Origin of the sequence: Paraflavitalea pollutisoli, from assembly GCF_029360705.1 — a bacterium.
Taxonomy (GTDB): Bacteria; Bacteroidota; Bacteroidia; order Chitinophagales; family Chitinophagaceae; genus Paraflavitalea; species Paraflavitalea pollutisoli.
Genome location: NZ_JARKMX010000008.1, coordinates 2,480,701 through 2,495,935 on the forward strand (window position 1 = coordinate 2,480,701; position 15,235 = coordinate 2,495,935).

Here is a 15,235-nt window from a genome sequence, read left to right on the forward strand (position 1 = left end):
TTGGTGCCTATGCTGAAAGGGGACTATTGCGTGATCGCCATCCGCCTAATGCCCCTATGACTAGGTGTATTATGACCAATCGGGAATGCCTACCAGGCCGCATTAACAAGGGGTCCACGATGGGTCCACACCAGCAGTTGGTCGCTATTGCCTTCGATCGACTTGGTCCTCCCTTGCAAAGCATCGGGGTCAAAGCTATTGTAGTACCTGATGGTCACGTTGCCTACCGACTTCACCTTCCCCTGGGGATCATGGATATCGAAGGTATTGTAGTATTTGACGGCGATATCACCCACCGATTTGAGGGAACCTTTCACATCGTGAATATCGAACGTATTGTTGTAAGTGATCTTCACGTCACCGACAGACTTCACCCTACCGGGTATATCATGAATATCAAACTGGTCGTAGTATTTGATGAGGGTAGCACACTCGGCTGCGGGCAGTGGTTCCCCTTCCAGCGTGGTCACATATTGTAAAGCCCCATGACCGGTGAGGCCCACCAGCAGTGCCCCATTCAATTCGAGCTCGATGGTCCGGAAATTATCTGCCCGGGGCGTCAGCACAAACCGGGCGGCGGTAATGGATTGCGCCTGCGAAAGCAAGGATGCGAGCAAGGCCAACAAGAGTAAGGATCTTTTCATGTGGTAAAGGTTTCCGTTATCAGGTAGACGCTAATATCCGGCAAAAGCTTAAACCCTTCCCTACAGCTTGTCGCATTTAACAATTATTTGAACGCCATGGCCCCGCTGGCATCCCCGCGAAAAGAACCACGGATCACTCATATTACAATTATTCATGCACCCCAGGCAACCCGGCCTTTTGTGCCCCCGTATACTTCCACAATCACATACCAATCATCTGTAGCGACGCCGGGCCCGGCTACGCTATTACGCAAAGACTCAAAAAATCAATCATGAAAACAGGAATCAAACTGATTGCCTTGCTATGGGTAGCATCGATCACCAGCTGTTCGAAAGACAAAGACAAAGAACCGGATCCCCTCGTTAACCTCCGCGCAGATGCTGCACTCGGGAAAGTACTGACCGACCAATCCGGCAGAACCCTGTATTATTTCGCCAACGACTTCGATGGTAACAACTCCTGCACCGGAGGTTGTGCCACCTTATGGCCGGTATTCTATGCCGAGAACCTGACCGCTGCCAATATCTCAAAAGACCTGAGCATAACCGACTTCAAGACCATTACCACCGGCGCCGGGGCCAAACAGCTGGCGTACAAAGGGCGGCCTTTGTATTACTATGCCCCCAAAGTTGGTACGGCCAACGTACCAGAAGCAGCAGGGGCCACGGGCGGTGAAAACTTCAACGGCATCTGGTTCGTTGCCAAACCGGATTATACCGTGTTTGTCGCCAATGCGCAACTGGTGGGCCACGACACCAAAAAGTACACGTCGGCCTATGTAGAAGGAGAAGGCAAGACCCTCTACTTCACCGACGCATCCGGCGTAACGCTGTACACCTTCAAGAACGACAAGAAAGACAAGAACAACTTCACCAAATCCGATTTCTCCAACAATGGCGTATGGCCCATCTATGAGCAAACCGGCGTTGTAGTGCCCTCCTCCCTCGACAAGTCATTATTCGGCAACATCGATGTATTTGGTAAAAAGCAATTGACCTACAAGGGCTGGCCCCTTTACAATTTTGGACAGGACAATAAGGTGATGGGATCCAACAAAGGCATCTCCTTCCCCTCACCCGGTATCTGGCCTGTACCCGTTAAAGATATTCCGGCAGCCACTCCCTAGAGGCGTGTAAGGCATCCCGCTTATCCGATGAAGTGCTGGTATAACTAAGCCATGCAGCCGGCCTCACAAGATGTTGTAAACGCAGAACAGGCGGCCGGTCGGGCTGCCTGTTCTTGTTTCTATGCTTGCGCGATTATTTCACCACGATCCAACGGTTCAGGAAACCGTCCGGCGTTTCGATCACGATCTTGTAGAACTTAGAAGCATTGTCTGCGACATCGATCGTCGCTGCTCCCTTGCTAACCGGCACTGTAGCCTTCAGCACATAGGCGTCACGGCCACCCTCTTTAAATTGGTTGGTCGTCGTGAGCCAGATCTTTGCATCTCCTTTGCGGCCCGTGGCCTTCCAGGTGACGAGGATCTTGCCATCCACCAGTTTGGCGTCGGGATTGGTAGCCGACACCTTACCGGTCAGCGATACACCATCTACTTCCATCAGCTGCTCTCTCGGAATGGTTACACCGAGGTGATTGGCGATAGCGGGCATGATATCGACCACGCCGGGGTTGCCCACCCTGAAGTAATCATTGAGTTGCTTCGCATTGGTGACGATCCAGGTACTGCGCTCGCGGGGCGACTGACCACCATGGTGTTTGCCCGTGGCACTGTCACGACCATGATCGGTAGTAATATAGATCACCCAGTCTTCCTTGAAGTTCTTTTCGCGGTATTGGATGGCGTCCCACAGGCGGCCCATCTGCTGGTCCATATAACCGATGGCCTTGAAATACTCCGGGCTGTCGCCAAACATATGGCCCATATCATCGGTATACTCCAGGTACACCCACGACAGGTCGGGTGCCTGTTCTTTGATATACCCAGCAGCTTTGTCTACCACCGCCTCATCGATGCGGTGCATGTATTCCTTCTTCTTATCGTGCTTGTAATTGACGGTATCCAGCTCCAGGCCATCGAAATGATAGTCGAGCTGCAGGTTGCCGGTAGCGGGCAATCCTTCACCGACCAGCTTGGTACGGTTATCGAGCCAGCTGGAAAAGATCGCCGCTTTCTTCTGCGGATACTGTTGCTTGAAAAAACGGAAGATGGTCCAGTAATCATAGTCGGGCGCCGCGATATCGTTGTCCCATACATTGTGCTTATTGACCCAGGTACCGGTCAGCAGGCTGTTGTACCCCACCGCCGAGATGGTCGGTGTCTGCGAATAACCGCCTTTTTCACCTCCTACATGAGCGCGGGTAAAACCGCCCACTTTGGCAATCGCCTTCAGGTTGGGCGTAGGCTGGCTTTCGATCACGTCGGCAGCAATGCCGTCTACGATCACAAATACCGCCTTCTTTGTTCGTTGGGCCTGCGCCCCCACGATACCGGCCAGGAGTACCACTGTTAAAAATCCTTTCTTCATGTGCATTATCGTTGTTATTGTAAGATCCACATCACGCCGTTGATATTGTCGCCACCGGGGTACTGGATTTTTACAGCCCCTTCTACATTCAACCGGTTATTGGTAAACTCGTCTGTCGGGTACATCCAGCGTTTGGGTACCACACCGCCGTTCAGGATACCAGCGCCGTTTACATCAAATGCCGGGAAACCCGTGCGGCGTTGCTCATAGAATGGCTGCCAGCCGGTATTCATGAACATACTGATGTATTTCTGCGTGATGATCTGTTTGATCTCTGTACCCGTTTTCAGGGCCACATCGGCCTGGGCAAGGTAATCATTGATCTCGGTAGTGGAATAAGTATTGTTGAAATTCGAGAACTCCAGCGAAGCCTTGATACCATTCTGGTAGTAGGTTGCAGCCGTACCGGTGATCCAGCCACGCACCACCGCTTCGGCCAGGATGAACTGCAATTCTGCATAGCTCATCAGTACGCTGGGCTCGTTGATCGCTTGGTACGAATACCGGTCGTTGATCTGCGACGCATTACCCGCTCCTCTTTTAGCCGTATTGTACGACAGCGCAGCACTGCCTTTCAACCCGTCATACGCATTGAAGTCCCGGGCAGGCAGGCCACCGGATGGCTTGGGTTTACCAAATCCAAACAGGCGGGGATCCTTCAACCCTTTCAGGATATCGACAAAAGTACTGTCCAGGTAATAGTCGGTCTTCATGCCGTTGTTGTTGAAATAAGGATACTGGTTGCCCGTGATATCGTAGTAAGGCAAACGGCCATTGTCGGCATTGGAAGCCAGCAACGGGTATTTGGCTGGGTTCGATACGATCTCATTGAAGCGCTGCTTGATATTGAGCGAAGCATCTGCTTCTTTCTTCGACAGGCTCATCAATACACGCAGGGTAAAAGAGTTGATCAGCTTTTTCCAGCGCTCTATATTACCCCCATACACCAGGTCGCCGGTTACCGCTACTTCAGCTGCCGACAGGGAATCACTGGCGATCTTGAGCTCATTCAATACGCCCAGGTACACCTGCTGTTGCTTGTCGTACACAGGGCGGGTAGCCGCCGAATCCGTAAAATTGTTGTTCCGGATGGACTGCATCATCTGCGAGTAAGGAATATCGCCGAAGGTCTGCGTCATCCCCACCACGAAATAAGAGGTCAGGAACTTACCGATATAGCGGTAGTTCTTTTTACCCGTGCGGGCCGCTTCCTGCTCCATCTTCACCACCTGGGTGATATTACCATAACTCATACCGCTACGTTGCCAGCCATAATATTGACTGTTGCTCACGCTCTGTGTGTACACGAGGTAGCGCGAGGCCAGGGCAGCATCGGCCGAGATGGTACCAAACGCGGTACGCTCGATAGCAGGCAACAGCAACGAAGGATCGGCTACCGTCGGGTTGTTGGGATTGATCTGGAATTCCTCGAACTTCTTGCAGGACCCGAAAGCCGCCAGCGTGAGCAGGAATAATAATTTATGACGTTTCATCTTGTTGTCGTTTAATAAAGTGATTACAGCTGGTTAGAACTTCAGGTTGATGTTGAATCCCATAGAACGCATGGAAGGCGTTTGCAGGTTATCACTCTCGGCATCCGGATCCACATTGGGGATCTTGGACAAAATGAACAGGTTGTTGCCGATCAGCGATACAGAAGCGCCGCTGAAGATATTCTTGACCCATTTGGTAGGCACATTGTAGGTCAGCACCAACTCGCGCATCTTGAGGTAAGTACCGCTGTAATAATGGTAATTGTTCAACATATCACCGCTGGTGGTTTGCATGAAGCTGATATAGTTCACCGCCGTGGTATTGGGCGCATACTTGCGGGTATCGGACGTGATATTACCGTAGGCATCGTAGGTAACCGTACCGTCAGTCACCACGACACCAGGTCCTACATACGTGCTCTTGCCGGAGTTGGCATCATCGCGCCATTGGGTTACCGTACCCTTTGCGCTTCCGCCCCACCACATTTTCTGGTTGGTCGTAGAGTAGATCAAACCACCCAGGCGGCCGTCGAACGAAAAGCTCAGGCTGATGTTCTTGTAGCTGAAGGTATTTTGTACACCATAGATCCAGTCGGCATCCCGTTGACCAAAATACTGGCCATAAGGCGTAGTTGCCTGCATACCGTTGGTATTGTAGATAGCCTGACCATCGGGCGTGCGGCTCTGGCTGATATAGATCCGGTCGGTACGTTGTCCTTCCTTGATCTGACCGAGATAGCCATCCACATTATCCGTAGCATCTTTCAGCCAACGGTGCACACTGCTCAGGTTGACACTGGCTTCCCAACGGAAATCTTTTGTCTTGACGGGTGTACCACTCAACATGAACTCCCAACCTTTGCGCTGGTAGACATTCGCATTCTTCAGGATGCTCGTATTACCACTCGCCTGCGACTGCGTTACGTTTGCGAAGTTGTTGTAGTCTTTGGTTTGAAAATAAGCTACATCCACATTCAGCCTGTTCTTGAAGAAACCGGCCACCAATCCAAACTCAGTCGACTCAACCGTTTCCGGCACCAGGTTGGGAGAAATAAAGGTAGTAGGCCAGGTCAGTGAAGGCACATTGTTCCACTTGGGTCCCAGTCCATAGGTGGTGATGTGTGCATACGGATTGCCACCATCGATAAAGCCGGTATTTACTTTCGCCCAGGAGCTGCGCACTTTCAGGAAAGAGATCGTCTTGGGAAGTGTCAACACATCCGACAGTACGGCAGACGCACCGGCAGAAGGATAGAAATAACCGTTGTTCTTTACGGGTAGTGTGGACGTCTTATCGTAGCGGCCGGTAAAATTGAGGTAGAGGAAACCAAGTGTTTCGAGATCTACGGCACCGTACAGGCTCGCTGTTCTGCGCTCACGCAAGGCGCTGGAAGCCTTGAGCGGATTGATCGAGTTGCCCAGGGAATAGAATCCGGGAATGGTAAGACCATCTGTCGTCGTACTGACCGACTCCCACCTTCTGTACGCATTGGAACCACCCGCCGTAACATTCACTTTGAAATTGTCGCTGATCTCCTGATTGTAGGTCACGATCAGGTCCGAGTTGATATCGAAATAGTTGACGGGGTTGGTCGCATAGTTACCACGGGATATATAATCATACGCCACATAGCTGTAAGGCTCCTTCGTATCGGCCACGCTGTTGTATTGGTTAAAACCATTGCGGAACTTGATGGAGAGATTGTCCAGGAGTTTGTAGTCGAAAGACAACTGGCCAAAGCTGTTGTTGCGCTTATAACCATTGAGCAATTCATTGGCCACAAAATGCGGGTTGTTGTACCAAGACAGGTTGTAGTTACGTTGTTGCAACCCTTCACGGCCGGGCAACCAATAGTTCTCCAGGTCACGGATATCTACATCGGGACCAATCCAGAGTATCAGGTTGTAGAGGTAGTTGGGCGGACCATACCCTACCGTAGGATAGTTATCGGAGTACTCACGGTTGTAGGTCAGCTTACCATCCATCGACAGTTTGGAACTCAGCTTATAATTACCACCGATAGAGAAAGAAGAGTTGTTGAGTCCGGTATTAGGTACCACGCCTTTCTGGAAAACATGGTTGGCAGACACACGGAAAGATCCCTTCTCCGTACCGACAGAAGCAGATACGCTGTTGGTAGACAGCAAACCGGTGCGGAAGAAGTTCTTGATATTGTTGGCACCTTTAGAGATCCAGGGCGTCTTGGTACGTTGACCAGTCACGGGATCGATGGGGCTGTCATACTGGGTCGTTTCATAGAAGCCACTGGGCGTGGAGGGATCGCGTTGGTCCAGCTTGGGACCCCAGATCCAGCCACCACCTTCGGTGCCACCGCCGGAGCCGTTGACATAGGCATATTTACCCTGATCACCACCGCCATATACGGTTTGCACTTCCGGGATCACGGTATAGCCGGGCTGAAACATGGTAGAGGAATTGAACTCTACGGTCAGCTTGCCTTTGTTGCCTTTTTTAGTGGTATACATAATGGCACCGTTCACCCCTACGGCACCATAGAGTGCAGCAGCGGCGGGACCTTTCAAAACGCTGATGCTTTCGATATCATCGGCGTTGATCTTGTAAGGGTCGGCATCTGCATCGGGAATACCATCGATCACGATCAGGGGCGATCTGCCACGCAGGGAGATACCGGGATTGCGGAAGAGGTCGGTGGTGTTGCTGATGTTCAAACCGGCCACTTTGCCAGCTAAAGCACCCAGGGCAGTTGGCGCCTTGGTCTTTGCCATGGTTTCGCCATTCACTTCCTGTACGGCATAGCCGAGTGTTTTTTGTTGTTTCTTGAGACCGAGTGCCGTGGTCACCACCACCTCACTCAGCTCGCTGCCCGTACCGGGCTGCAAGAGGATATTGATCTCAGTTTTGCCATTCAATGGCACCTGCTGACTGATAAAGCCTAGAAAAGAAAAAGACAGGACCGCGTCTTTAGACACGACCAGGGAATACTTACCCTCAGCATTGGTAGTGGTTCCCAGGTTCGTACCATTGGCCGAAATGGAAACCCCGCTCAGCGGCGACTGGTCGCTGGCCGAACGTACGGAGCCTGTTACGGTAACACTTTGCGCAAATGTCACTACCTGCAACAGCAATGATAAAATGATTAAAGCAGTTGTTTTCATAAAACTGAACCTGATTATTTAATAATGAAAGACCTCGCCGGAGATGGGAGCTTGGTAAAAGCCGGCGCAAAAATGGGCATTTAGAGCAAGCTACAAAAATTAATTGAACGTTCATTCAATAAATTCTCACAAGCATAATACAATGTTCATAATTAGTTAACACAAGCGTTTGCGTAAATGACCTATGTGTAACCAATACACTACCGTCAACGACGGAAGCAGGTAGGGCCACACGTTGGCGATAGTTCCATACGCATTATAAAAACCATGTCAACAGTGGAACACGAATATTATATTTGCCCTGAAATCAGCAGCACCAACTACTTATGGGAAGAAGAAGCATCAAAGAATCCAGGCAGAAAGAAATTATTGAAGCTTTTTATACGATCGCCAAACAGGAAGGACTGGAGAATGCCTCCATCGCCAAGACGGCGGCACTCATCAATATCAACCCCAGCCTGGTCATTCACTACTTCAAAACGAAGGAATACCTCGTATATGGATTGATCGAATATATCCTCGACCAATGGCTATTGATCTATAAAACCCCTGCGTCTATCAGCCACGACCCGCAACAACGGCTGCTCAAAGTGATCGACAACATCTTCTCACAGAAGTGGAATACCTTATTCGACGACAGTGTTTCTTACAGTTGTTATTCGCTGGCCTTTCGCGATCAGAAGGTGAAGGAGAACTACAAGGTGTTGCTGGATAGCCTGCGCGGCAACCTGCGGCAACTTATCGAGGAATGCAACCAGCAAGGGGTACTGGCGGTGAAGGACCCGGCCGTAGTGGCCGACACCATATTTGTGGTGGTCGATGGCGCGTATTATTATTTAAGTCTCGTCAGCAATAAACAGGAGTACAAAAGAAAGCTGGCCCAATACAAGGCGCTGGCCTTGCAGCAACTCAATTTTGTTTCTTCCGCTTCCGGGCAATCACAACCAAAGCGGTCACGGCGATAAGCCCCCATACAAAGTTGACCACCACATTGGGCAGATCGGCATAGTACAGGGCATTGGCGGTAAGACCGATGGCGCCGACCACATTCAGGGTATGGTAAACCGATTGCTGCGCATTGATCTTATTTACGCTCAACAGGAAATAAGCCAGCAGGTAAGCGAGGGTACCTACCCAGCCCAGTACCGGATAAACACCAGACATCAACAACAGATACATACGGCAGAGTATTTTAGTGGCCGGTTGCCCGGCCAACTTTTGCCCAATATACGCAACGTACAGCATTCAGGGCCATATTGGACTTTGTGCAATTATTGTCGTTTACGTTCCAATTTTCCCACTGCCGCCTTCCCGCCTTTCGTGCCTTCCCTCGATGACCCGACGAATGTCGGGGTTGTCTGGTTGCAATACTGCCTCTGTGCCTTCTCCCATTTTCAAATTCTCCAATTATCCCATTACCCCTATCTTGCCACTATGAAATGCATCCTGCTCGCAGCCATGCTGTTTACCGTACCTGCCCTGGCACAGCAAGCACCGAAGAAGAACGTGCTGTTCATCATCGTCGACGATATGAAGCCGCTACTGGGCTGCTATGGTGATACCAACGCCCGCACCCCATTCATAGACCGACTGGCCGCCAGGAGCCGGGTATTCGACCGGGCCTATGCCCAGCAGGCCGTATGCGCCCCTTCCCGCTCTTCTTTCCTAACGGGCAGGCGTCCCGATCAATTGAAAATATGGGGACTTTCGCAACCCTTCCGGCCCTTGCATCCCCATATCGTCACCCTGCCCCAGCACTTTAAGAATAACGGCTATACCACCGCCGCTACTGGTAAGATCTACCACGACCCGGCCACACATCATGATCCCGCCTCCTGGTCGCTGCCCGGCGTACTGGAAGTGACGGGCAATGGCATCGGCGCCAAATATGCCCTGGCTACCAATGCCGGCCAATCAAAAGCCGCTTCCGTGGAGCGCGTCGACATCGCCGACTCGGGCTACATCGATGGCAAGGTTGCCGACGCCGCCATCCAGCTGCTCGATCAGCTCAAAGACCAACCCTTCTTCCTCGCGGTAGGTTTTCGCAGGCCCCACCTGCCCTTTACCGCACCCGAAAAGTATTGGAAGCCCTTTGATGGCAAGCAGTTCGCCCTGCCAGATACCTCCCGACCGCAAGACGCACCGGCCATCGCCTTCCACAACTCGGAAGAACTGCGTGGCTATACCGATATCCCCGATAAAGGGCCCATCCCCGACAGCAAAGTGAAAGAGTTGCTGCAGGGTTACTATGCAGCAGTGAGCTATACCGATGCACAGATCGGCAAAGTGCTGAACGAGCTCGACCGCCTGCAGCTCACGCAAAACACCATTGTGGTATTGATATCCGATCATGGCTTCCACCTCGGCGATCACAGTATGTGGGGCAAGTCGACCAATTTTGAAAATGCAGCGCGCGTACCTCTCCTCATCAGTGCGCCCGGTATCATCAGGCAACCGGGGCATACCCAAGCGCTGGCCGAACTGGTAGACCTCTATCCTACCCTCGCGCAACTCTGCGGCCTTCACCTGCCCGATTCGCTCGCCGGCACCAGCCTGCTGCCCATAGTACAAAACGCCAAAGCCAACGTGAAGCAACAGGCATTGAGCCAGTTCATACGCCCCTATGGTGCATTATCCAACGAATCACGCACCACCCATATGGGCTACTCGCTGCGCACGGCACAATACCGGCTTACCGAATGGTACGATACAAAAACACAGGAACTCGTGGCCACCGAATTATACGATCACGAAAAAGATCCCCACGAAATGAAGAACCTGGCAGCGCAAGCTGCCTACGCTAACCGGGTCAAAGCATTACACCAACAACTGCAACGATCGCGGCAGTAATCGGCCCAACAACAGCCATGGCGAAGGTTACGGCCATCATCATTGCCTTCCTCTTTTTTAATGAAGGCAAGGAAGTCAACTTTTCGTTTTATGTGGGTCTGCTGCTCATCATGACATCGGTGGTACGACAATCCCTGATCTCCATCCGGTCACACAAACAAGTCACCGCCTGACATAAAAAAAGATCCTGCCGCGGGGCAGGATCTTTTTTATAACTAACCTTATTACAACAATTACCCACAGGTAGTACAGCACACAAACGGCACCTCCGTGAGTGGAGACGTACGCAGGATGCGGTAATTACCCAATTGGTTCGATAGCGCCTGCTGTTGCATAGCCTGGCGTTGCTTGATCGCATTCACGACCTCGGGCCGTTTCTGCATCAGCACTTCTACCTGGTCCATCGGCATACCCAGCTGTTCGAAGACACTGGATATATTGCCAAATACTTCCACGACTACCACACTCAACGAAGCATCCTGGGGCAAACCCAGTTGGTACAGCAACAGGGAAATCTCCTTATTGGTCCAGTACACGGTAGCCGTCTTCGGCGCATCTTTCAGGATCGCCAGTTTGGCACCCGCTACAAGGCTCGCCGCCGTAAACTTATTACCAGCCGTGATGGCCGCCGCGGCAGGCACCATGGTTTCCTTCCAGTTGATCTTTTCGTAAGCACTGATCAATTGCGCCGCAGCCGTAGCATCCAGCCGCTCTACCTTACCGGCCCGGCGGGCCGTTATTGCCGACACCAGTTTTTTATTGATCGCCGTATCGAGTCGCAGCACATTCAGTTCCTTATCTTCCAGCAACGACAAGTGACTGACCAACACATTCGCCTTTTCACTCACCGCCACCTGGTCGGCCGTCCAGCGGGCGACCTGCAATTGCGCCGCCTGGAAGGTCGGCGTAAAGATGCCGGGATGTATGACGATCGGCTTGTCGAGCACCATCAGGCGCTCATCCAGCAGGATATTGCGATAGCCCTTGCCATCCGCCTGCCTTACCTGTGCATAGAGCAGGCCATGCAGCTGTGTGCGCGGCGGCGTACAGGTCACATTACGTCCCTGCCATACTGCTTTCGCATAAGGCGCCGTTACATATACGCGGTCCTTATCGCGGTTCACATTGCAAAGCAGGTTCGGTGCAGGATGCTGCATACCCGTTACCCGCAGGGGGCGGCCAAACCGGCCCTGTGCCGTACTCCACAGGTCACCTTTGGGATCACGCACCGTCATATGACCATGTGCATGCCCTACCCGGAACTCATACGTGAAGAAACCAAACAACTCCGGACTCTCGGGATTTAACCCCGGAGGCAACGGCAACAGGTAATGCACCTTGCTACCACTCGCCTTCTCCATCGGCTGCATAGCCCCCATGCCGGCCATATCATCGGTTTGTCCCGGCGTAATAGCGCGAATGTATTCCGGATCGATCGGCAGTGCCGGCTCTTCGGGCACCTCTGTCATGATACCGCCGCGGCTATGGCTGAGCAACTGGTCTGGCGCATAGGCCAGCACACGGCAGAACAAGGTATCGTGCGGATCTTTGATCGCCTCTTTCAGCTCCACCCACAGGTAACGCTGCCGGGGCTCTGTAGCGCTGTAGCGTTCATTCGCCAGGTAGGGCGAGAAAGCAATACCCACACTCGCGATCTCCGGCACCTGTGCTGGTATAATAGTAGTTGGCAGATGCAATACATCCGACTTGATCGTCACCGGTGCGCCATGGTTCGGACGGAAGCGGGGCGTTAGTTCATACTCCGCATTCAGCTCATCCGGAAAGCGCAAGCCACCACCCAGCTTTTCCAGCACCGACTTCGGCTCTATCGCATCGATAAAGATCAGCGTGGTATACTCCCGGTTCGTTTCGCCAAACTCATCGTCTTGCAAACATTCGAACGAAGCAGAACGCTTCAGTTCGATATCGCCCAGCACATTGATCAGTTCTGCTTCTTCTTCCTTATCACGCTCAAACTTGCGTTTACGTTTGATCTGAAAACTCACATCCTCCAATCCGTTCCAGGTCCAGTCACGGTTGAGCCGGTAAGCAATACAGCCCAGCCAGTGATTGCACAGGTCGCCTTTGGAAGAAAAAGTAATACTGGAATGGTCAGGTGCCAGGTGATGGCGGATGCGGTTGCTGCAACCGAATACCACCCGCTCGCCTTTGCGGCCCATGATTGTAAGCCCGTTGTTGCGCAAACCCAGTTTCTGGGCAAAACGCTGTACAATGTCCGGCATATTGTTGGGCGCCTCCCGGGTCAGGAACCAGGTAGCGAGCACCCCACTGTTGAGCAAAGGCGGATCGGGTTGCAGGTAAATACCCTGCAAGGCCGGCACATTCACTACCGGCAACAACAGGTCCGCTTCATCGGTAGAAGGCTCGTGAAACCAGAACTGGCTGGTCTTGCCATATCGCGTATCCTTATTCTTATCAGCGGGATCGCTGAATCCAAAATAACCGGGTTGCTCGGCACACACGGCCCGCACCGTCATACGGATGCGGCGCGCCGTCGGCAAGGGGATATCACTCATCGCATCGATCGCCGCTTTGTTGAGGTCGGCCCGGTTAAAGGGCTCATCCGAATTACCGGCCAGCAACACCGGCACGTCATAAAAGACGACTGGCAACGACAGCGTATCTTCAAAACCGGCGGGAAACGCCCGATTGGTCGTATACAAGGTGATATAGTTCTCCTGTCCCGATTCGCTCAACAGGTTATCCAGTTTCAGGGTTTCGATCTCTACTTTGATCTCTACATGCGTTACATCCGGATCGGCAATGCCGGGTACTTTGCTGGGCGCAGCACCACCAGTAGAGGCGATCAACAGATCCACCGGGTTTTGCCCGATCTTCTGGTATTTGTCGGTAAACACCACAGCCGGGTAGTTCAGCAATGGCCGGGTGATCTCCAGGGTGGGATTGGGAATGGAAACACCATCCTCATTCATGTCGGGTTTGTTGAAATAATACGAAGCGCCCTGGCGCAGCGCTTCGGGCAATATCACCCGGCACAGATCCGGCGCTACATAGCGCTTGAAGGTATGCTTAGCCAAAGGCGAAGGCGCGTTGTTCACCATGGGATCACCGATCACGGGTCCGCCGCCGCTGATGTCCATCATGCGTACCTGAAACTCGTAGGTATTGCCATAGGTGAGGTCAACACCCGAGGGCACTTCATTATAAGGAGAACTGGCATCGACTGCCTTGTTGGGCAAGGGATCGTCATGCTTTATGCGACCGTCGGCATGCCGGTTGATGCGAATGGCATCGGTATCTTTCAGCACGAGACTTCTGCCGATCCAGTTGGTGAAGTACATGGGCAGCCAGTAAGGCGCATTGGTATTGTTATCGAGCTGCGACGGGAATACCTGGAAGGGCAACTCGATGCCACCATCCGGTGTACCGCCCAGGTTGGCATCGCCCAGCATCAACGTTTGTTGACTTTCCACCCGGTTCAGACTTCTCCAATCACCGCCCGCTTCTGTGTTGCGTACATCGATGCGGTAACCATATACACCCATGGGTACATCCAGCCGTTTGCCCGGCTCCATGGGGTTGGCACTCAACTGCCGCAGGTACCAGATCATGATCTGCTCATCATCCCAGGCCAGGCGGATACCAGTATCCGTTTGCGGTGCTGGCCCATCCTGCCGTTCACTCAGTATATTGTTGCTTACCTGCTGACCGGCGTGAATGATCTTCGCATAACCGTCGTTGTATTCGTTCAGCTCGGCAAAGATCTTATCCCATTCTGCCTGTTGCGGTATGGGATCCGTAGCAGCGTTTTTCTGTTTGTGCAGCACGGGGAACAGCATCGGCGCAAATACCGGGCGTTTGGTACCCATCGTCAAGGCAGGGATGCGCGCCGCATAGCGTTTTACGAAAGGCCCCTGTGTGCCTTCCAGCATATCTTCCTGCACCGCTGCTGTTTGTGTATCGACCATATTGACGAAAATGAACCCGCCCTTGACCAGCACATCGGCATGTGCCGTGAGGTCGATCGAGGCGGTGTAGATCATGCCGCAAGCCCGGGCCAGCATCGGCTGCCGCAGGATATGCGCAAAGACCTGGCCCCAGCTGAGGTCATCATTGGTCTTCCAGTTCTTATCCTTCGGCGTATCTTTCTTTACCGCACAATGGTAGCTATCGTCCAGCTTGGCATTGGGGTGGCGTGGGTTCGTGAAATTGAAAGCCGTCCGGTAACTCTCGGGCAGGTATTTCTGCACGCTCTGATTTTCCGGCAACGGCGTATCAGGCGCTTTATCCGTCTTGGTGGCGGAAGATCCATCCATATTGATCTTAGCACCCAGTTGCTTGGCAATGCCTTCCAGCGCTGCTTTTTTATTGACAGCCACATCGACGGTTACCGGTAGGGCGGTATTGGCTCCGATATTACCAATGGGCCATTCTTCCAGTCCCTTGCGCAACACCACTTCAAATTGTGGTACCAGGTCGGCAAAAGGGGTGGAATTCTCGTGACCAGCAACGCCCGTTGGCCATATCTTGAACGGGTCCTGGTTACGCGGAATTAAAACGATGTGTACCTGAAGATGGGTCCCGTCAAATCCCTGCGGGAACACCATCGTCGTATATTTTCTGTTAGCTTCCATGTCG

10 protein-coding genes are annotated in these 15,235 nt (G+C 52.5%); 4 read left to right on the top strand and 6 right to left on the bottom strand.

Going from position 1 to position 15,235, the window contains the following annotated elements; genetic code table 11:
• Nucleotides 1–89: 89 nt before the first annotated feature.
• On the bottom strand, nt 90–644 hold the full coding sequence (locus tag P2W70_RS23550; protein ID WP_276483992.1) for a hypothetical protein: 555 nt from the start codon (nt 642–644) through the stop codon (nt 90–92).
• Between the two features lie 272 nt (nt 645–916).
• Here P2W70_RS23550 and P2W70_RS23555 point away from each other — a divergent pair, with 272 nt between their 5' ends.
• Nucleotides 917–1,771, top strand: coding sequence for a COG4315 family predicted lipoprotein (locus tag P2W70_RS23555; RefSeq protein ID WP_276483993.1), 855 nt, complete (start codon nt 917–919; stop codon nt 1,769–1,771).
• 133 nt (nt 1,772–1,904) lie between these two features.
• Here P2W70_RS23555 and P2W70_RS23560 read toward each other — a convergent pair whose 3' ends face one another.
• Genes P2W70_RS23560 through P2W70_RS23570 form a run of 3 tightly spaced genes read right to left on the bottom strand, consistent with a single transcriptional unit; the run spans nt 1,905 to nt 7,765 of the window.
• A complete protein-coding gene (locus P2W70_RS23560; RefSeq protein WP_276483994.1) occupies nt 1,905–3,134 on the bottom strand; it encodes an alkaline phosphatase family protein in 1,230 nt (409 codons plus the stop codon).
• A gap of 14 nt (nt 3,135–3,148) precedes the next feature.
• Nucleotides 3,149–4,627 carry a SusD/RagB family nutrient-binding outer membrane lipoprotein gene (locus P2W70_RS23565; RefSeq protein ID WP_276483995.1) on the bottom strand — a complete coding sequence of 493 codons (1,479 nt, stop codon included), beginning with the start codon at nt 4,625–4,627 and terminating at the stop codon, nt 3,149–3,151.
• A 33-nt stretch (nt 4,628–4,660) separates the two neighbouring features.
• Nucleotides 4,661–7,765, bottom strand: a complete 3,105-nt coding sequence (locus P2W70_RS23570; protein ID WP_276483996.1) for a SusC/RagA family TonB-linked outer membrane protein — start codon at nt 7,763–7,765, stop codon at nt 4,661–4,663.
• A 326-nt stretch (nt 7,766–8,091) separates the two neighbouring features.
• On the opposite strand from P2W70_RS23570, the gene P2W70_RS23575 reads away from it, so the two are divergent.
• Nucleotides 8,092–8,730, top strand: a complete 639-nt coding sequence (locus P2W70_RS23575) for a TetR family transcriptional regulator C-terminal domain-containing protein (RefSeq protein WP_276483997.1) — start codon at nt 8,092–8,094, stop codon at nt 8,728–8,730.
• Here the strand turns inward: P2W70_RS23575 and P2W70_RS23580 are convergent.
• Nucleotides 8,675–8,944, bottom strand: coding sequence for a CBU_0592 family membrane protein (locus tag P2W70_RS23580; RefSeq protein ID WP_276483998.1), 270 nt, complete (start codon nt 8,942–8,944; stop codon nt 8,675–8,677). The genes P2W70_RS23575 and P2W70_RS23580 overlap by 56 nt on opposite strands.
• A 255-nt stretch (nt 8,945–9,199) precedes the next feature.
• On the opposite strand from P2W70_RS23580, the gene P2W70_RS23585 reads away from it, so the two are divergent.
• Entirely contained in the window at nt 9,200–10,615 is a 1,416-nt protein-coding gene (locus tag P2W70_RS23585) for a sulfatase (RefSeq protein WP_276483999.1), read from the top strand.
• 17 nt (nt 10,616–10,632) lie between these two features.
• A complete protein-coding gene (locus P2W70_RS23590) occupies nt 10,633–10,788 on the top strand; it encodes a hypothetical protein (protein WP_276484000.1) in 156 nt (51 codons plus the stop codon).
• Nucleotides 10,789–10,848: 60 nt separating this feature from the next.
• Here P2W70_RS23590 and P2W70_RS23595 read toward each other — a convergent pair whose 3' ends face one another.
• Nucleotides 10,849–15,231 (bottom strand): hypothetical protein, encoded by a 4,383-nt coding sequence (locus P2W70_RS23595; protein ID WP_276484001.1) that lies wholly within the window; start codon nt 15,229–15,231, stop codon nt 10,849–10,851.
• Nucleotides 15,232–15,235: the final 4 nt, after the last annotated feature.